The organism is Pseudomonas sp. UMAB-40 (genome assembly GCF_900095275.1).
Taxonomy (GTDB): domain Bacteria; phylum Pseudomonadota; class Gammaproteobacteria; order Pseudomonadales; family Pseudomonadaceae; genus Aquipseudomonas; species Aquipseudomonas mandelii_B.
Genome location: NZ_LT607556.1, coordinates 233,841 through 252,235, shown reverse-complemented (window position 1 = coordinate 252,235; position 18,395 = coordinate 233,841). Strand labels below are relative to the sequence as shown.

At 60.9% G+C, this 18,395-nt stretch carries 18 protein-coding genes; 5 read left to right on the top strand and 13 right to left on the bottom strand.

What is annotated here, in order from left to right; all coding sequences use genetic code 11:
* Positions 1-199: 199 nt before the first annotated feature.
* Entirely contained in the window at positions 200-2,077 is a 1,878-nt protein-coding gene (locus tag K0F88_RS10985) for a DEAD/DEAH box helicase (protein ID WP_219095077.1), read from the top strand.
* Positions 2,078-2,326: 249 nt separating this feature from the next.
* Here the strand turns inward: K0F88_RS10985 and K0F88_RS10980 are convergent, their stop codons facing one another.
* The 3 genes from K0F88_RS10980 to K0F88_RS10970 all read right to left on the bottom strand — a co-directional run bounded on the left by K0F88_RS10980 (position 2,327) and on the right by K0F88_RS10970 (position 5,521).
* Positions 2,327-2,911, bottom strand: coding sequence for a YceI family protein (locus K0F88_RS10980; RefSeq protein ID WP_219095076.1), 585 nt, complete (start codon positions 2,909-2,911; stop codon positions 2,327-2,329).
* 32 nt (positions 2,912-2,943) lie between these two features.
* A complete protein-coding gene (locus tag K0F88_RS10975) occupies positions 2,944-3,495 on the bottom strand; it encodes a cytochrome b (protein ID WP_219095075.1) in 552 nt (183 codons plus the stop codon).
* Between the two features lie 265 nt (positions 3,496-3,760).
* Positions 3,761-5,521 (bottom strand): flavin monoamine oxidase family protein, encoded by a 1,761-nt coding sequence (locus K0F88_RS10970; RefSeq protein WP_094470216.1) that lies wholly within the window; start codon positions 5,519-5,521, stop codon positions 3,761-3,763.
* Positions 5,522-5,743: 222 nt separating this feature from the next.
* Here K0F88_RS10970 and K0F88_RS10965 point away from each other — a divergent pair, with 222 nt between their 5' ends.
* The gene (locus K0F88_RS10965; protein WP_219095074.1) at positions 5,744-7,150 is read left to right on the top strand and encodes an adenosylmethionine--8-amino-7-oxononanoate transaminase; all 1,407 of its coding nucleotides are present in this window, start codon (positions 5,744-5,746) and stop codon (positions 7,148-7,150) included.
* A gap of 92 nt (positions 7,151-7,242) precedes the next feature.
* Positions 7,243-7,962 carry a 16S rRNA (uracil(1498)-N(3))-methyltransferase gene (locus K0F88_RS10960; protein WP_219095073.1) on the top strand — a complete coding sequence of 240 codons (720 nt, stop codon included), beginning with the start codon at positions 7,243-7,245 and terminating at the stop codon, positions 7,960-7,962.
* Between the two features lie 110 nt (positions 7,963-8,072).
* Here K0F88_RS10960 and K0F88_RS10955 read toward each other — a convergent pair whose 3' ends face one another.
* A complete protein-coding gene (locus K0F88_RS10955; RefSeq protein ID WP_219095072.1) occupies positions 8,073-8,690 on the bottom strand; it encodes a hemolysin III family protein in 618 nt (205 codons plus the stop codon).
* 129 nt (positions 8,691-8,819) lie between these two features.
* On the opposite strand from K0F88_RS10955, the gene K0F88_RS10950 reads away from it, so the two are divergent.
* A complete protein-coding gene (locus K0F88_RS10950) occupies positions 8,820-9,740 on the top strand; it encodes a LysR substrate-binding domain-containing protein (protein WP_219095071.1) in 921 nt (306 codons plus the stop codon).
* Between the two features lie 183 nt (positions 9,741-9,923).
* On the opposite strand, the gene madM is transcribed toward K0F88_RS10950, so the two are convergent.
* From madM to mdcA, 9 genes are all read right to left on the bottom strand, one after another.
* Positions 9,924-10,688, bottom strand: coding sequence for a malonate transporter subunit MadM (madM, locus tag K0F88_RS10945; RefSeq protein WP_095127101.1), 765 nt, complete (start codon positions 10,686-10,688; stop codon positions 9,924-9,926).
* A gap of 1 nt (position 10,689) precedes the next feature.
* Positions 10,690-11,106, bottom strand: a complete 417-nt coding sequence (gene madL, locus K0F88_RS10940; protein WP_219095070.1) for a malonate transporter subunit MadL — start codon at positions 11,104-11,106, stop codon at positions 10,690-10,692.
* 64 nt (positions 11,107-11,170) lie between these two features.
* Positions 11,171-12,082: a malonate decarboxylase subunit epsilon gene (mdcH, locus tag K0F88_RS10935; protein ID WP_094470207.1), complete on the bottom strand. Its 912-nt coding sequence runs from the start codon at positions 12,080-12,082 to the stop codon at positions 11,171-11,173.
* A complete protein-coding gene (locus K0F88_RS10930) occupies positions 12,079-12,690 on the bottom strand; it encodes a malonate decarboxylase holo-ACP synthase (protein ID WP_094470206.1) in 612 nt (203 codons plus the stop codon). Before K0F88_RS10930 ends, mdcH begins: the two co-directional genes overlap by 4 nt.
* Positions 12,684-13,487 carry a biotin-independent malonate decarboxylase subunit gamma gene (gene mdcE / locus K0F88_RS10925; RefSeq protein ID WP_094470205.1) on the bottom strand — a complete coding sequence of 268 codons (804 nt, stop codon included), beginning with the start codon at positions 13,485-13,487 and terminating at the stop codon, positions 12,684-12,686. The genes K0F88_RS10930 and mdcE overlap by 7 nt, the downstream gene beginning before the upstream one ends.
* Positions 13,484-14,335, bottom strand: a complete 852-nt coding sequence (locus K0F88_RS10920) for a biotin-independent malonate decarboxylase subunit beta (protein WP_219095069.1) — start codon at positions 14,333-14,335, stop codon at positions 13,484-13,486. Before K0F88_RS10920 ends, mdcE begins: the two co-directional genes overlap by 4 nt.
* Entirely contained in the window at positions 14,328-14,627 is a 300-nt protein-coding gene (locus tag K0F88_RS10915) for a malonate decarboxylase subunit delta (RefSeq protein WP_008026217.1), read from the bottom strand. Before K0F88_RS10915 ends, K0F88_RS10920 begins: the two co-directional genes overlap by 8 nt.
* Positions 14,627-15,484, bottom strand: coding sequence for a triphosphoribosyl-dephospho-CoA synthase (locus K0F88_RS10910; protein WP_219095068.1), 858 nt, complete (start codon positions 15,482-15,484; stop codon positions 14,627-14,629). Before K0F88_RS10910 ends, K0F88_RS10915 begins: the two co-directional genes overlap by 1 nt.
* Entirely contained in the window at positions 15,484-17,154 is a 1,671-nt protein-coding gene (gene mdcA, locus K0F88_RS10905; protein WP_010466882.1) for a malonate decarboxylase subunit alpha, read from the bottom strand. The genes K0F88_RS10910 and mdcA overlap by 1 nt, the downstream gene beginning before the upstream one ends.
* 782 nt (positions 17,155-17,936) lie before the next feature.
* Between mdcA and K0F88_RS10900 the strand changes: the two genes are divergently transcribed.
* Positions 17,937-18,320 carry a DUF6124 family protein gene (locus K0F88_RS10900; protein WP_219095067.1) on the top strand — a complete coding sequence of 128 codons (384 nt, stop codon included), beginning with the start codon at positions 17,937-17,939 and terminating at the stop codon, positions 18,318-18,320.
* Positions 18,321-18,395 lie beyond the last annotated feature (75 nt).

Sequence of the window (18,395 nt, the reverse complement as noted above, 5' to 3'; positions counted from 1 at the left end):
CCCGCCAGGCTCACGCCCGGACGCTCGGACTTGTTCAAGGCATCTCGATCCGCTACAGCGCAGCTTTTCAGCCCGCGCGAGCGCTCCAGACGAGCCTTCGAGGCCCAGCAGGACCGGACGGGATTGCGTTCCTCTTAAACGCCATTCGCGCCAGGCAAGACTCCCATTGGGCCAAGCCCTAACTAAAACAGGATTACTCATGTCCTTTGCTTCCCTCGGTCTCTCCGAGGCTTTAGTCCGCGCCATCGAGGCAGCGGGCTATACCGAGCCTACTCCGGTGCAACAGCGGGCTATTCCCGCCGTGTTGCAAGGTCGCGACCTGATGGTTGCGGCTCAGACAGGTACTGGTAAAACCGGCGGCTTCGCCCTTCCGATTCTGGAGCGGTTGTTCCCCAACGGTCACCCGGACAAATCCCAGCGTCACGGCCCGCGCCAACCACGCGTATTGGTCCTGACCCCTACCCGCGAACTCGCGGCTCAAGTACACGAGAGCTTCAAGGTCTATGCCCGTGACCTGAAGTTCGTCAGCGCCTGCATCTTCGGCGGTGTCGGCATGAACCCGCAGGTTCAGGCCATGTCCCGTGGTGTTGACGTGCTGGTGGCCTGCCCTGGCCGCCTGCTCGACCTCGCTGGCCAAGGCAGCGTCGATTTGTCCCACGTGGAAATCCTCGTACTGGACGAAGCCGACCGCATGCTCGACATGGGCTTTGTCCATGACGTGAAGAAGGTCCTGGCTCGTCTGCCGAGCAAACGCCAGAACCTGCTGTTCTCGGCGACGTTCTCCAAAGACATCACCGACCTTGCCGGCAAGCTGCTGCACAACCCGGAACGCATCGAAGTCACGCCACCGAACACCACGGTCGAGCGCATCGAGCAACGCGTCTTCCGCCTGCCAGCCAACCACAAGCGTTCGCTGCTGGCGCACCTGATCACCGCTGGCGCCTGGGAACAGGTCCTGGTGTTCACCCGCACCAAGCACGGCGCCAACCGTCTGGCCGAGTACCTGGACAAACACGGCCTCAGCGCCGTCGCGATCCACGGCAACAAGAGCCAGAACGCCCGCACCAAAGCCCTGGCAGACTTCAAGGCCGGTGAAGTGCGCATTCTGGTCGCCACCGACATCGCCGCTCGCGGCCTCGACATCGACCAGTTGCCACACGTGGTCAACTTCGAACTGCCGAACGTCGACGAAGATTACGTTCACCGTATCGGCCGTACCGGCCGCGCCGGTCGTTCGGGTGAGGCAATCTCTCTGGTTGCCCCAGACGAAGAAAAGCTGCTGAAAAGCATTGAGCGCATGACCAAGCAGAAGATTGCCGACGGCAACCTGATGGGCTTCGACTCCAGCGCAGTAGAAGCCGAGAAGCCTGAAGTGCGCGAGCGTCCAGATGTGCGTAACCCGCGCAACCCACGTGGCCCGCGCGGCGACGGCCCGAACGGCACCGGCGGTGGCGGCGGTCGTAAAGACAAGGGCAAGGACAAGGGCGGCAAGGAAAAAGCGCCTGCCACTGGTCGTGGCGATCGCCCGGCCCGCGAACACAAGCCACGCGAAGGCACTCCGGCTCGCGAGCAACAGCGTCCGGCCCCTCGTGCTGCCGCTGATCGTGCTCCGGATGAGTTCCTGGACGACGATGTGGATAACTTCGGTAACCGCGTTGACTACGTGCCTCAAGCCAAACCGGCTCAGGGCCGTGGCCGCCGTCCGGGTGCTCCGGCACCAGGCGCGGCAGCCGGCGCAGGTGCTCCACGCACCGGCGGCAAGCCTCAGGGTCGCCAAAGCGGTCCGCGCAGCAGCGACGGCGCCACCACCGGCACGCCACCGGCCAAGCGCAGCGGTCCACGCAACGGCGCTCCACGTGACGGCCAGGCCCGCCGCGAAGAGTCGCGCAATCGTCGCCCGGCTCGCACCGACGACCAGCCGCGCTCGGAACCGGCCGTGCAAAACCCGCGCGGCCCGGCACCGAAGATCATTCACAAGGAGTCGAAAACCGATCGCTTCCCGACTCCAGAGCAACTTGATCAACTGCCAGGCCGTCCGCGCGGTGAGAAGCCAGCGTTGCTGACCCGCAATCGCTGAGTTATCGCTGCCATGAAAAATGCCCCGGTTCGCAAGAACCGGGGCATTTTTTTTTCCTGACAAAAATCCTGTGGGAGCGGACTTGCCCGCGATGGCGTCAGTTCAGCAAACATCCATGTTGCCTGACCCACCGCTATCGCGGGCAAGCCCGCTCCCACAAGGATTGGCATCGCCTGTAAAGGTTTTGCCAGGCAATAAAAAACGCCCCCGACCATAAGGCCGGGGGCGTTTTTGTTCAGGCGGCGAAAATTACTTCGCTTTCACACCTTCAAACGTCACGTACAGATCGACCGCATCGGACGATGGGCCCAGGTCTTTCTGTTTGCCGAAATCGGAACGCTTGATGCTGGTGGTGCCTTCGAAGCCGGCACGGTAGCCGCCCCATGGATCCTTGCCTTCGCCCAGGAAGGTAGCCTTGACCACCACTGGTTTGGTCACGCCCAGGATAGTCAGGTCGCCAGTCACGTCAGCAGTGTCTTTGCCAGCGGCGTTCTTGCCGGTGGATTTGACGCTGATGGAGACGAACTTGGCTTTAGACCCGTCCAGGAAGTCTTTGCTGGAGATGTGCTTGTCGCGCTCGGCGTTGTTGGTAAACACGCTGGCGGTGTTCACGTTGAACTCGATCTTGCTGTCTTCAGGCTTGGCAGCGTCGAAGCTGAACTTGCCGTCGATGTCCTTGAAGGTACCGGTGATGTAGCTGTAGCCCAAGTGGCTGATCTTGAAGTCAACGAAGGCGTGCTGGCCTTCTTTGTCGACAACGTAGTCAGCCGCCATCACGTTGGCGGACAGCAGAGCCGAACCGATTGCCAGAGCAGCGAGTGTTTTTTTCAACATGCTTTCTATTCCTTTGGAGTCGAGGTTGAACTTCAGGCTTTGCGGCCCAGCATACGAGTGAGGGTCGCATCACGATCGATAAAGTGGTGCTTCAATGCTGCCAACGCATGGAGACCGGAAAAAATTACCAGCACCCACGCGAGATACAGATGAATCACACCGGCGGTGTCTGCCTGGTCCGGTAGTCCGGAAACCAGTGCAGGAACTTCAAACAGGCCAAACACCGAAATCCCGACACCGTCTGCGGTGGAAATCAGGTATCCGGCAATCATCACAGCAAACAGACCGAAGTACAGAAACGAATGACCGAACTTGGCGCCGAGACGCGTCATGCGGCTATACGTTTCCAGTGTCGGGGGTGGCGGGCTGATAAAGCGCCACAACACCCGCAGGACCATGACAGCCAACAACACCAGGCCAATGCTCTTGTGCAATTCCGGCGCGTCTTTGCGCCAGGTGCTGTAGTAGTCGAGACCGACCATCCACAAGCCCAACGCGAACAAACCGAAGACTGCCAGCGCCACGCCCCAGTGCATGAAGATGCTGACCCAACCGTAGCGCGAAGAAGAGTTACGTAGCTGCATTGCCCAAATCCTGTGAGAACTGCGACCAAGACTATCGAGTTATCTATCGAATTAAAGCGGAAAATTTCGCTTTGAAATATCGAGAAATACGATCAAGAGTCTGAAATAGAGTCGTTAAGGAAAGATTAAAGACCAATGTGTGAGAAAAGATGAAGTCCAACCAAGGAACACCTGCGCCACAAGGTTTATTCGATTCTTGTGATGCGTTTCTTTCAGGCATAAAAAAACGCGGCATTTCTGCCGCGTTTCTTTGAGTGCCAAAAGCTTACTGCGCTTTGGTTTCCGTTGCCGGGGTCGCAGCGGGTTTGGCCGCTGCTTTTTTCGCCGTTTCAGCTTTCTTCGCTGGGGCTTTGGCCGGCGCTTTTTTGGCTTCGGTCTTGGCAGCAGGCTTTTTCACCGGGGCTTTCTTGGCCGGCTCGGCTTTCACCGGGGTCGCGGGCTTCGGCGCTTCAACCGGTGCGGGGGCCGGAGTTGGCGCTGGAGCAGGAACCGGTGCTACCGGAGCTGCTGGTTCTGGCGCCTTGACCGGTTCCGGCTTCTTCTCGTCATCGGACGAACCACCAAACAGGTTGGTGAAGAAGTTACCTTTCTTCGCCGCCACTGCACCCGCCGCTACAGCAGTCGCCGCCGGAACAACCTTCGCAGGCTCAAACGACTTGCCCGCCGCCAGGTCTTCAACCTGACTGGCCGCGCGCTGACCGGTGCGCAATGCGCCTTCCAGCGTGCCCGGGTACAAGGTGTCGGTGTGTTCGCCAGCGAACGCTACGCGCTGCAGCGGACGTTCCCACAGGCGCCAGTATTTGCTGATCTGGCCCGGACCGAAGGCCAGGTAAGCGCCGCCCATTGACGGGTCGGTGCTGTAGCGGCGGATTTCATAACCGGTGAACGAACCGCGCGCTTGTGGATAAAACGCGTGCAGACGAATCAGCACCTGGTCGACCATCTGCTTGTCGCCGAACGCCTGCATGACGCGTGCGTTGTCGCCGGACAGGTTGATCACCACGTTGGCGCCACCCTTCAGCGCCGGCTCTACCCACAACATGCCCAGGCCAGTGTTGCTGTAGATCTCGCCGGACATGCGCGCCTTGCTTTCCCACACTGGCGTCTTGAACTTCAGCAGGATCTGGTCACGCCAGCCGTAGTTGGTGCCCTTGATCGCGCCCAGGTGCTGGGCATCCAGCGCCGGGATCATCTGAATCTTGTTCAGGGCGCGCAACGGCACGGCCACCACCACGTAGTCAGCCTGATAGCCGACGCTGCCGACTTTGACGGTCACGCCGTCCTTGTCCTGGGTGATGGACGAGACCGGGGAACTGGTCTTGATGGTTTTCAGCTGTTTGACGAAGGCCTGGGCCAGTACCGGGCTGCCGCCGAGCAGGCGCGAGGCACGCAGGTCACGGTCGGAAACGCCACGGTAAACACGGCTCTGCTGTGCGAAGTACAGCAGCGACAGACGCGAAGGTTCGTCATAACGGGTACGAATCTGCTGGTTCACCAACTGACGCGCCGTGGCTGGCAAGGTCAGACGGTCGAGCCAGTTGGAGACGTTGATCTGATCCAGAGCGTGCAGCGTGTTGTTGGCCGCCGGGTTCTGCGGATCTTCGATCGAACGCGCCAGATCATCCACGGTCTTTTCGTAGCGCTTGAGTGCTTCGGCGGTGGCCGGCTCTTTGGTGGCCAGGTCGGCGGCGGTGTAATACACGCCATCGATCAGGTAGCTCGGGGTCCGCACGAATTCAGGGGCTGGCGTGGTGCTCAGCTTGAAGGTCGATACGTATTTGTTCAGCACCGGTTGGGTCTTGTCGTTGCCGATCCACTCGCTGGTGGCCATGCCGGAGCGACCGCCCAGGCTCGGCTTGGCTTCCAGCAGGGTCACCTGCCAGCCTTTGTTCTGCAGTTCGTAAGCTGCCGTCAGGCCCGAGAGCCCGCCGCCGATCACGATCGCTGTTTTATCCTTGGCCAGCGCAGACACGCTGAACAGCCCCAACATCACCAGCGCACAGGCGCGCAGCCAACCAGCAGACATTCAGCGAACTCCGGAAATACACGAGAAAATAGCGGTTTTGCGAGCCTGTCGGCTCAAAGAACCGCGAAGAATACGTCAGCCATCAAAAGGCCGCCAGCAACGTCTATCGACCTATACAAAGTAGCTCAATCGACACAATGGGTTGTCCCCGTGCGATGCATTGCATAGGCTTGCGCGATTGTTTGCCCGCGAAACCAGCGAGCCGCCTCGAGGAGACTGAACATGGGCCTGAATAATCAGTGGATGCAACGCGATCTCGCGGTGTTGTGGCATCCCTGCACCCAGATGAAAGACCACGAACAGCTGCCGCTGATCCCGATCAAGCGCGGTGAAGGCGTGTGGCTGGAAGACTTCGAAGGCAAACGCTACCTCGACGCCGTCAGCTCCTGGTGGGTCAACGTGTTTGGCCACGCCAACCCGCGCATCAACCAGCGCATCAAGGACCAGGTCGATCAACTGGAGCACGTGATTCTGGCGGGTTTCAGCCATCAGCCGGTGATCGAGCTGTCGGAGCGCCTGGTGAAGATGACGCCGGAAGGCCTGACCCGGTGCTTCTACGCCGATAACGGTTCGTCCTGCATCGAAGTCGCGCTGAAAATGAGCTTTCACTACTGGCTCAACCGCGGCCAGCCGAACAAGAAGCGCTTCGTCACCCTGACCAACAGCTACCACGGCGAAACGATGGCGGCGATGTCGGTGGGCGACGTGCCGCTGTTCACCGAAACCTACAAGGCGTTGCTGCTGGACACCATCAAGGTGCCGAGCCCCGATTGCTACCTGCGCCCAGAGGGCATGAGCTGGGAAGAACACTCGCGGAACATGTTCGCGGCCATGGAACAGACGCTGGCCGAGAACCACGACACCGTCGCGGCAGTGATCGTCGAGCCACTGATTCAGGGCGCCGGCGGCATGCGCATGTACCACCCGGTGTACCTCAAACTGTTGCGCGAAGCCTGCGACCGCTATGGCGTGCACCTGATCCACGACGAAATCGCCGTCGGCTTCGGCCGCACCGGCACGATGTTCGCCTGTGAACAGGCCGGCATCCGACCGGACTTCCTCTGCCTGTCCAAGGCCCTGACTGGCGGTTATCTGCCGTTGGCGGCGTGCGTGACCACCGAGGACGTCTACAGCGCGTTCTACGACGACTACCCGACCCTGCGCGCCTTCCTGCATTCGCACAGCTACACCGGCAATCCGCTGGCGTGCGCGGCGGCTTTGGCGACGCTGGACATCTTCGAAGAAGACAACGTCATCGAGAACAACAAGGCTCTGGCCCAGCGCATGGCGACGTCCACCGCGCATTTGGTCGATCACCCGAACGTTTCGGAAGTGCGCCAGACCGGCATGGTGCTGGCCATCGAGATGGTCAAGGACAAAGCGACCAAGGAAGCCTATCCGTGGCAGGAGCGTCGCGGCTTGAAGGTGTTCCAGCACGCGCTGGAGCGCGGTGCTTTACTTCGACCCTTGGGCAGCGTGGTGTATTTCCTGCCGCCGTATGTGATTACACCGGAGCAGATCGATTTTCTGGCAGAAGTGGCCAGTGAAGGCATCGACATCGCGACCCGTGAAGGCATCAGCGTGTCGGTGCCGAAAGACTTCCATCCCGGCTTCCGCGATCCGGGCTGAGTCACCGAAAACCCTGTGGCGAGGGAGCTTGCTCCCTCGCCACAAAAGCTGATTGAGCACGCGGCTATATTCGACTTTTACAGAGATCCAAGATGAGACTGTCCCGCTTCTTTATCGACGCCCCCTTGAGCACCGGCGAACACGAATTGCCCGAGGCCCAGGCCCATTACATCAGCCGTGTGCTGCGCATGGCCGAGGGTGATGCGCTGCAGTTGTTCGACGGCTCGGGACAGGAGTTTCGCGCCACGCTGGTGGAGGTCGGCAAGAAGCGCGTCGTCGTGCAGATTGATGAAAGCTTCGCCGGGCAAATCGAGTCGCCCTTGCAGATCCACCTCGGCCAGGGCTTGTCCCGAGGCGAGCGGATGGATTGGGCGATTCAGAAAGCCACCGAACTGGGCGTCACCGAAATCACCCCGATCTTCAGTGACCGCTGTGAAGTCCGCCTGAAGGACGAACGCGCCGACAAACGCCTGATGCATTGGCGCCAGGTGGCGATCAGCGCGTGCGAGCAATGCGGGCGTTCGCGGGTGCCGGTAATTCATCCGCCGCTATTGTTGGCGGACTGGTTGAAGCAGACCGAGGCTGAATTGAAACTGGTGCTGCATCCGGTGGCTAAGCCGTTGGTAAGTCATGCGAAGCCGGCGACGCTGGCGTTTTTGATCGGCCCGGAAGGCGGGTTGTCCGACGCTGAAGTCGAGCAGGCCAAGGCTCGCGGATTTCATGCTGCCCGCCTCGGTCCTCGGGTGTTGCGCACCGAGACTGCGCCAGTGGTTGCGCTTGCGGTTGCCCAGCAATTGTGGGGTGACTTCTAAGGCCCCATCGCTGGCAAGCCAGCTCCCACAGGGTTCAGTGTTGAACATGAATTTTGTGTGCCACACGTAACCTGTGGGAGCCGGCTTGCCGGCGATGGCCGCGACACGGTTCAAAGGACGTAAAACGTGATCGCCACGAAGTGCAGCACACTCCCCGCAATCACGAACAGATGCCAGATCCCGTGGGCATGGCGCAAACGACTGTCCAGCGCAAAAAAGACAATGCCCACGGTGTACAACACGCCGCCCGACGCCAGCCAGGCAAAACCCGTGCTGCCCAACGCCGCGAGCAACGGCTTGACCGCCACCAGCACGATCCAGCCCATCACCGCGTAGATCACGATCGACAGAATCCGCGCTTCCGAACGCGGCTTGATCTCTTGCAGGATACCGATCAGCGCCAATCCCCAGACAATTCCGAACAACGTCCAGCCCCACGGCCCGCGCAAGGTCACCAGGCAAAACGGTGTGTAGCTACCGGCAATCAGCAGGTAGATCGAAAAGTGATCGACCTTCTGCATGATCGCTTTCTTGCGCCCGCGCACGCTGTGGTAAACGGTCGAGGCGCTGTAAAGCACCATCAAGGTAAACCCGTAAATCGCCACGCTGACAATCTTCCACGGGCTGCCGTCCATGCTGGCAATCACCAGCATCCACACCACCCCGACCGTCGCCGCCACCGCCCCGACCAAATGCGTCCAGGCGTTCAATCGTTCCCCGTGATACATGTGTTGCTCACCTCAACATTCGTTACAACATTGCGCAAGGCTCAGGCCTTGAGCTTAAAAGCGCAATGTTTCAGATCAAAAATCCCCTCATACGTGCACAATCGAGCCATTCGAATAAGAGTCCGCGCCATGCTGATCGACGAAGAATTGACCCTGAAAAAACTCGAGGTGTTCCTCGCCTTCATGCGCACCGGCAACCTGGCCCGAGCGGCTGCCGAGTTGCAGACCAGCAACGTCAGCGTGCACCGCGCCATTCACTCGCTGGAAAGCGCCTTGCGCTGCCCGCTGTTCAAACACGAAGGCCGAAACCTGACACCGCTGGAAAGCGCTTATGTGTTGGAAGAGCGCGCACAGAAGCTGATTCACGACGTGGTCGAAACCGTGCGCCTGACCCGCGAAGCGGCCGGTTTCTCGGCTGAACGCTTCAAGCTCGGCTCGTTGTATTCGCTGACGGTGAAGACCGTGCCGCAGCTGATCATGGGCCTGAAGATCCGCCGCAGCGAGCTGAACATCGACCTGATCCTCGGCTCGAATTTCGACCTGCTGTACAAGCTCAAGAACATGGAAGTCGACGCAATCCTGGTGTCCCTGGACGACAGCGTCAACGACCCGGACTGCGAGCAGATTCCGCTGTTTTCCGATGACATCTTCCTCGCCACGCCGGCGGATTCGAAGTTCGCCCAACGGGCGGAAGTTGACCTGGCCGAAGTGCGCGACGAAACCTTCATCACCCTGACCCAGGGCTTTGCCACGCACCAGGACGGCAATCGGGTGTTCAAGCAAGCGGGGTTCGAGCCGAAAGTGGCGATGCAGGTCAACGACATCTTCACCCTGCTGAGCATGGTCAGCTCGGGGGTGGGTTATGCGCTGCTGCCGGGGCGGATTGCGGCGGTGTATGAGAACCGGGTGAGGCTGATCCCGTTACAGGAACGGTATAGGTTGCAGCAGCACATCGGCGTGGTGTTTCTAAAGGCCAAGGAGCGCGATCCGAATTTGTTGGCGTTGCTGGCGGAGTGTCGGATGTATGCCAATCGGAATGCTGCGGTGTGACTAAGAACCACCCCTCACCCCAGCCCTCTCCCCAGAGGGGAGAGGGAGAAAGGGAGCAGATTGGGGGCCTTTCAAGACCTGAGTTCGACTCGATACTTCAGGTCGATGTAGCTCCAAGAACAACTCAGTCAGTCCCCTCTACCCTCTGGGGAGAGGGTTAGGGTGAGGGGTGGTTTTCGAGTCCTACCCCACAATCCCGCGAACAATGAAGTACAACAACGAAGGCCCCAACAAGCACCCAAGCCCGGTATGGAACGTCGCGGTCAACGCGCCATACGGCACTAACCGCCGATCCGTTGCCGCCAGCCCGGCCGTCACACCACTCACCGTGCCCGCCAACCCGCCAAACACCATCGCCGAGCGCGGGTTATCCAGCCCCATCCAGCGCGCCGCCATCGGCGTGCCGACCATCACGAAAATCGCCTTGATCAACCCGGTGGCAATCGACAACGCCACCACGTCCGAACTCGCACCAATCGCCGCGCCGGTCACCGGCCCGACGATGTACGTCACCGCACCCGCGCCGATGGTGGTCATGCTGATCGCATCGCGATACCCGAACGCCCAGGCCATGCTCGCGCCGACAATGAACGGCAGGATCGTGCCCAGCAGCAGCGCAATCACGCCAATCAACCCGGCCTTCTTCGCTTCGGTGGCCTGCACTTCGAACGCGGTGGCGACGATGGCGAAGTCACGCAACATCGCACCGCCCATCAAACCAATGCCGGAGAACAGCGTCAGGTCCGCCAGGCCTTTTTGCCCGCCGGTCATGGTGCCGCCGACCCAGGCCAGCACCAGCCCGATGACAATGGCAATCGCCGAACCGTGAATCCGCCCGAACGTCAGGCGTTTGGACAACACCACCGACACCCACATGATCACGCCGACAAATGCGAACGCTGTGACCAAGCCGTTATGTTCCAGGCCTTTCTCGATGAGATCCCACATATCAGCGACCTCCTACTGGCGTGCCGACCGGGGTGATTTCCTCGGGCTCATCGGGCAAGGGTTCACCTTTGTGAGTGCGGCTGATCAGCGCAATCGTGCAACCGCAGATCACCACCGAACCAATCGCCGCCAGCACCGCCACCGGGCCGCCGTGCAACGCAGTCACGACGTTCTGTTGCGCGGCCATCGCGACCACCACCGGAATGTACATCGCGCCCCAGAAGCCGACGCCCATCTCGCAATCCTTGGTCATGCCGCCATGTCTTTGCATCCACAGCCGCGCGCAGATCAACAGGATCATCGCGATCCCGACCCCGCCCACGTTGGATTTGACGCCCAATAACACGCCAAGCGCATCGCCCATGATCACCCCTGCCAGCGTACAGATCGCGAGGAGCGCCACACCGTAAATAATCATTGTTGTTATCCTCAAAGTGCATCGTCGAATGTTGTTTTTGTTGTTCGAAGGCCTGAGTCGGTGTCTAGGGTTGGCGGCTTCCCTCCTCACGCAACAGCGCCTGCAAGGTATCAAGGCGAGCACCGTCGAAGGCAATCACGGTGCCCTGCTCGAACACCCGGCGCGCCAGCCCGGTCAGCACCGCACCGGGTGGCAGTTCGATCTGTAGACGCACGCCGCGCTCGTAAGCGCTTTGCACGGTGCCGCGCCAATCCACCACGCGGCACATGTTGAAAGCGAGGTCGTCGCGCAAGGCTTCAATATTGATGATCGGCCGGGCGCGGCTGCCGCTCAGGTAACCCAATGTCGGTGTTTTCAGTTGCACGCTGGCGAAGGCTTTGGCCAGGGTTTGACCGGGGACGTCCAATAAAGGACAGTGCGACGGCACGCTGACAGCCAACCGTTTTGCCAGACCGGCACCGCGAACTTTCGCCAACCCGGCGACGGCTTTCATTGCCACATCGCTGCCGGCAATGACCACCTGGTTATCAGCATTGATATTGGCCAGATAAACCGGCGTATCGACGCTGTGAACCTGCGCCAGCAACCCTTCCACCGCCGCCAGATCCAGACCGATGATCGCGGTCATGCCGTAGCCCTGTGGATAAGCCTGCTGCATCAGCTCGCCGCGCAGGCTGACCAGATGCAGCGCATCGCTGAAGCTCAGCGCGCCCGCCACCACTGCCGCTGGATAAGCGCCGATGGATAAGCCCGCGACGTAATCCGGCGCCATGGCTAACTGGCGCGACGACGCGACACCGGCGATCAACAAGCAAAGCTGAACAGCCCTTGTCGACTTCAACGCCTCGGCGGAATCCAGCAGCAAAGCATCTTCGCCGAGCACTTCACTGGCCTCGGTCACCGTTTCGAGAGGCAAACGGTGGAGCATGCCCGGCTGCTGCGCGCCCTGGCCGGGGAACACCAGCAAACTGCTCACGCTGCTTGCTCCCAAGGATCAATCACCAGGCTGGCCTCACGGGCGTTTTTCAGCAATACCCGACGGGCAGCACCGGCCCATTCCCGCAGGGCGACGGCGCCGAAAGGCGTCTGCAACTGCATGTCCACCTGACATGCGGCAGCGTCCAGCATTTTCACCAGCGCCTGCGCCTTCAATCGATCCATTGGTTGCGGGGTGCGCAGGATCAAGTCGAGATCACTGCCCTCGTGCAACGCCTGAATACCGCTGGCCAATTCAAACCCGGCGCTGCCGCTGACGCCCCACACCCAACCGCAAGCATCGAGCATCGGCCGCAAATCATTGAGGGCGTGCACTGCCGGCAAATCCCGGTCAATCAAGACATGACAAAGGTCTTCCGGTTTGACGCGGTGAGCAATCGCATCGATCAACATCACCGTTGCAAAGCGCTGCTCACGCAACCGCCCACGCACCCCGACCGCGATGCAATCCGGCGCGCTCAAAGCACGCCGAACCACCACCGGCTGACCCGCGCGGATCGACTCGACCACCCACGCAGGTGCGTCGACCGGCAGCTGCTCTGGCGTCATGCCCCAGAGCAGGTCGTGGGCCAGAATCGTATTCACCACTGCGCTCTCAGCAGTTCGCGAACGGTGCTTGATGCCGAACGGTTGGTCGCGCCCAAGCGGCTGCTCAGGTCACGTCCGCTGGTGGCAACATCGTCAATGGCAAGGTTCAGGCATTCAGTCACCCGCGCCAGATCCGCCGTTGTCGGCTGCTCGATCTGCTCCACCGACAAGGTTTCCCAAAGCAATCCCAGGCTCGCATAGCTATCGATGTCATACGCCATCGGCGGAACGCTTGCAGCCAGGGCTTCGAGCTCCTCGACACTGCGCAAGGTCACCCGCGCCGCTGAAGCCTTGCCCATCGCATGCACCATGACGCCCGGATCACGCAAGGCAATCAAGCGATTGGCCTGATACCCATGGGCCAGAAACGCCCCGGACATCGCCTTGCCCACCAACAAACCGATCACCGCATGGCCGGCCAACCGGGCGCGGGCATAACTGTCCGCCGCCCCGGCCAGGGCCTGATGAATGCCGAGCGCTTCTTCGCGCCGACCGTAAGCCTGGCTCGGCACATCGACGATGGCGACCAAGGCGCGTTTGTGCGGTTTATCCGTGTCTGCGGCGATGACATCATCCACCGCCTTCGCCAGGCCCCAACCTTCCAGCAGACCGACCTCGCCATTGCGCGCACGGACGAAGCGGTTATCGGGATCAGCCACCACCGCGATAAAGCGAACAGGCTGATCACCCAACACACCGTCGGCCACCTTCAAAGAAGAGGGCAAACCATCAACCGGTTTCGCACCTGCACTCAAGGCGTTGAACCAGTTCAAACCTCTCAGGGAATACGAACTCATGAGCGCTCTCCTTGATACAGATCGCGAACCGTTGCCGGATCGATTTGCGGCGTAGCGTCCAGACGAGCCAGCCGTTGCAGGAACAGGTCGGCCTGACGGCTGCGTTGTTGTTCCGGCAAACCTTGCTTGAGCAACTCACCGACCTGCTGCTGAATCTGCGCCACGTCGTCGGCGACATAACGGTCCACCAAACCACTGGCGAAACGCTGCTCGCCACCGGTCAGGCTCCAGATGAAAGGACGGTCGCGGGAGTCATATTCCTCAAGCCCCGCCTCCTGCTCGATCACTTGCGGACCATTCAAACCAAGCCGCGCTTCCTGAGTCACCAGCAAATAGCTGCACAACCCGGCGGCAATCGACATGCCGCCAAAGCAGCCGACGCTGCCGGCAACGACACCCACCACCGGCTGGTATTGGCGCAGATCGACAATCGCCGCATGAATATCGGCAATCGCCGCCAGCCCGAGGTTGGCTTCCTGCAAGCGCACGCCGCCGGTTTCCAGCAGCAGCACGGCGCGGGTTGGAATGCCGTTGCGGTTATCTTCGGCGGCCAATTCCAGTGCACCGGCCATTTTCGCCCCGCCGACTTCGCCGAGGCTGCCGCCCTGAAACGCGCCTTCGATGGCGGCGATGACCACCGGCAATCCACCGATGCTGCCCTTGGCGATCACCACGCCGTCATCGGCTTGCGGCACTACGCCCTGGCGCGACAGCCACGGCGACATGACGCGTTGAAACGGGTCGAGCAATTCACGGAAGGTGCCGGCGTCGAGCAAGGCTTTCGCCCGTTGCCGGGCGCCGAGTTCGACGAAGCTGTGCTTGTGAAGGAGTTCTGTACTGTCAGTCATGACCGATCTCCTCGAAGCCTTGTTCCAGACGCAAGCGCACCACGCCCGGTGTCGCGCCGAAATCATGGATATCAATAGCCATGGCGGGCGGTGTCTGACCGTCGAACATCCGTGCAAACAGGTGCTGCCAGCGTTGCTCCGCGCCATTGACCGAGGTCTGCACCTTGATCGTCAATTTGCCGGCCTGACCCGGTTCGATCAGCACTTCCAGATCGCCCGAGCCGACACAGCCCACCAGCGTGCGGCCCCGTGGCGGCTGCCCGGCGGGGAATTCAAAGGATAAGGTTTCCATCAGAAAGCTCCCGACTCGATGCGGTCGATAAACAGGCAGGCGGCGAGCAAATCCGCTGCACCGCCGGGCGACGCATTCAATGCGATTAATTGTTCGTCCAATTCGTGCAGGCGGCGGCGACCGGCGAGGCTGGCACTGCCGCCCGCATCGAGCACCGCTTGGGCACCAAGCTGCATGGTGTGCAGGCCGTGTTCGCCGGCGCGGTAGAGCACGCAGGTGTCGGCCAGGTTCGTCATGATCGCGAGCAAGGCATCGAGCCGGGCGTTCTGCTCGCCATGGCCCAAGGCGCGACTGCGTTTGAGTTGTGGCAGTGCGCGGTGCAGCACCGAAGGAAAGCCGAGCTGGGCTTCTTCACGGGCACCGTGAGCGCCGTAGCGTTGGGCGACTTGAGCGCCATGGCTGAGTGGCCGTGGTGCGTAACGGTCATCGAGTAACGCGAGGCGTGCAGCACGCAAAGCCATCGAGCCGGCGGCACCGGATTCAGGCTCAAGCGCGCAGGCCGTGACCAAAAGGCCCAAGGCCCAGATCGCCCCACGATGGGTGTTCACGCCGCCCGTCGTGGCGAGCATCGCTTGCTCCCCTTCCCGACCGATCCGGCCAACGGCTTCACGCAGCGGCACGCCGACTTCGCCACACTCAATGGCCGCTTCCGCCATTTCCTTGAATGCCGGCCACAAGGACAGCGCCGAGGCGTGCATCAGCCCCAGGTGCAAATCGGTGTGAGCGCCATTGCCACGACGGTCGACCAACGCCGGTTTCGGCGACAGGTCCGCTTCGTCGATCAGCGCGTCCACCGCCAGGTCCGCCAGCTGTTCAGCCAGGGAGAGTGTTTTCGGTTGCAGGTTGAATGCGTGCATTACCAACTCCTGAACTTGGCGGGCGGGTTGTAGAGGCCACCGGACCACTCGACCAGATCGGCCACGCTTTTGGCCGCGAGCAATTCGCGGGTGGCGTCGGTGCGGCGGATGCCGAGGTCTTCGGGCAAGGCGATCAGGCCTTCGCGGCGCATGCGCGCGGTGTCTTTCGGGTTGTGGCGCAGGCCGATGGCGGTCACTCCGGCGACGGCGGCGATCATCGCCTGGCGTTCTTCAAGCGAGCGGGCCTTGTACAAATAGGCGATGCCTTCTTCGGTCAACAGGTGGGTGACGTCGTCGCCGTAGACCATGATCGGTGCCAGCGGCATGCCGCTTTTTTTCGCCACCTCTATCGCATCGAGGGTTTCGACGAAGGTTGGTTTGCCGCCCTCCTGGAACGTCTCGACCATTTGCACCACGAGTTTTTTACCGCGTTCGAGCAAGGCTTCGGGCGCGTCGTCATGGCGCATGTCGAGCCAGGCCGGCGTGCTATGACGGCGACCGCGCGGGTCGTGGCCCATGTTCGGTGCGCCGCCGAAACCGGCGAGGCGCCCGCGGGTCACGGTGGAAGAATGACCGTCGCCATCGACTTGCAGGGTTGCGCCGATGAACAGGTCCACCGCGTATTGCCCGGCCAGTTGGCAGAACATCCGGTTGGAACGCAGGGAACCGTCACGTCCGGTGAAGAACACGTCGGGCCGAGCGGCGATGTAGTTTTCCATCCCCAGTTCAGTGCCGAAGCAATGCACGCTTTCGACCCAGCCGCTTTCGATCGCAGGGATCAAGGTCGGGTGCGGATTGAGCGTCCAGTTGCGGCAGATCTTGCCCTTCAAGCCAAGGGATTCGCCGTAGGTCGGCAGGATCAATTCAATGGCGGCGGTGTTGAAACCGATGCCGTGGTTCAGGGACTGGACGTTGTGTTTTTCGTAGATCCCACGGATCGCCATCATCGCCATCAGCACATGCACAGGCTTGATGTGCCGTGGGTCGCGGGTGAACAGCGGCTCGATGTAGAACGGCTTGTCGGCCACCACCACGAAATCGACCCAAGACGCGGGGATGTCGACGCGCGGCAGGTCGCTGACATCGTCCACCAGTTGGTTGACCTGGACGATGACGATGCCGTCGCTGAACGCGGCCGGTTCGATCAATGCGGGGGTGTCTTCGGTGCTGGGGCCGGTGTAGATGTTGCCGGCGCGGTCGGCCATGAAACCGGCCGAGAGCACGACGTTGGGAATCAAGTCGACCACCAGCCGCGCATAGAGCTCGATGTAGGTGTGGATCGCGCCGATTTCCAGCAGGCCATCTTCCAGTAGCTGGCTGATGCGCAGGCTCTGGGTGCCGGCGAAGGAGAAGTCGAGCTTGCGGGCGATGCCGCGCTCAAACAGGTCCAGGTGCTCGGAGCGGCCGACGCTGGGCATAATCATGTGCAAGTCATGCAGCTTGGCGGGATCGGCCTTGGCCAGGGAACGGGAGAGGAAATCCGCCTGCTTCTGGTTATTGCCTTCCAGCACCACGCGGTCGCCGGGCAGGATCAAGGCCTCCAGCGCTGCAACGATGTTGTCGGTGGGCAGCACCACACCGTCGGCCAGACCTCGCACAAGCTCGAGACGCCGCTGCTTTTCGCTGCGCCGCCGCGTCCATCGCGAGTCGGGGGATATTGTTGTTGTCATGACCACTCCACGGGTTCGCTGTCGTGGGAGTCACCTTAGGAGGGTTGGGTGGGCGGCATCAATCAAGCAGAGTGGTGGATTGTTACGGTTAGGGTAATGGTTTGAAATGTTGGGTGGGTGTTAGATCCACTCCTCACCCTAACCCTCTCCCCAGAGGGACGAGGGGACTGACCGAGGTGTCTTACGCTATACATCGACCTGAAAAACCGAGTCGAACTCAAGTTTTGAAAAGCTTGAAGATCGGCTCCCTTTCCCCCTCTCCCCTCTGGGGAGAGGGCTGGGGTGAGGGGTGGATTTCGAACACACCCAGTTTTTGTGTTGAAACATCTGTCCTCAGAACGCTCCACAGCAATCAGCGGTAAGTCCCAAAAAAGGACCGATCAGTCCCTTTTTGGGACTCTTCAACCGTCGCCAGCCAAATGGGGATTTGTGTTTAAAAGTTTGTCCGCAGTAACGGTGAGAGGCTACGTAGTCCGGCGTCGCTGCCTACAGCAATGCCGGAAGCCGCTGACTGGTGCGGTTTTGCGTTGATCTTTATCGTTTACGGGTCGCTGCCAATTCAGCGACCGGGTCTGGACCCCCGAGGTGTAGAAGGCGCAAATGCGCCCCCTCATGACGTATGCTTGCGCACCTTTAATGTGTGTACTCCGTTATGGCGGCTGTGCGCGGGAGACTTTCGGGTCTACCGGGTTTTCTCCACCTCGGGTTCCAGCCCGCGTACAGCTGCCACCCCTTCGGCTGGAACCGAGGGAGCAGCTGAAACTCATTACTGGAGATTCACAATGTTCAAAGCCACTCCCAATCCCCCGGAAACCGACACCGGTTCCGACGCATCCCTCGAAGCCGAGAAACTCAAAGAAGCCGCCGACCGCGTCTTCTCTTACTACTTCCCCCCAGCCCACGAAAAACCGGGCAAGCGCCGCAAACATCCTCTCTTCACCGTCTCCCCGGATATCGATACCGAAGCCCTGCTGGCCAATGCCTCTGAAGACTTGCTGTCCATCAGCGCCATTGCGGCTGATCTGGCGGACGATGTAGAAGGCTCGCGCCGCTCGGTAGCCCTGGCGCTCAGTCGAATGGCCGATGGGGTGCAGTTGTTGGTGGAGCGGGCGCTGGACCATAACGAGGCGTTGCAGATGCAGATGCGGACTCAGGCCAAGGTTTAACCGTCATGTTTGAGGTGAATTGAAGGCCGCCTTCGCGAGCAAGCCCGCTCCCACAGGTTTTGTGTACGCCGCAAA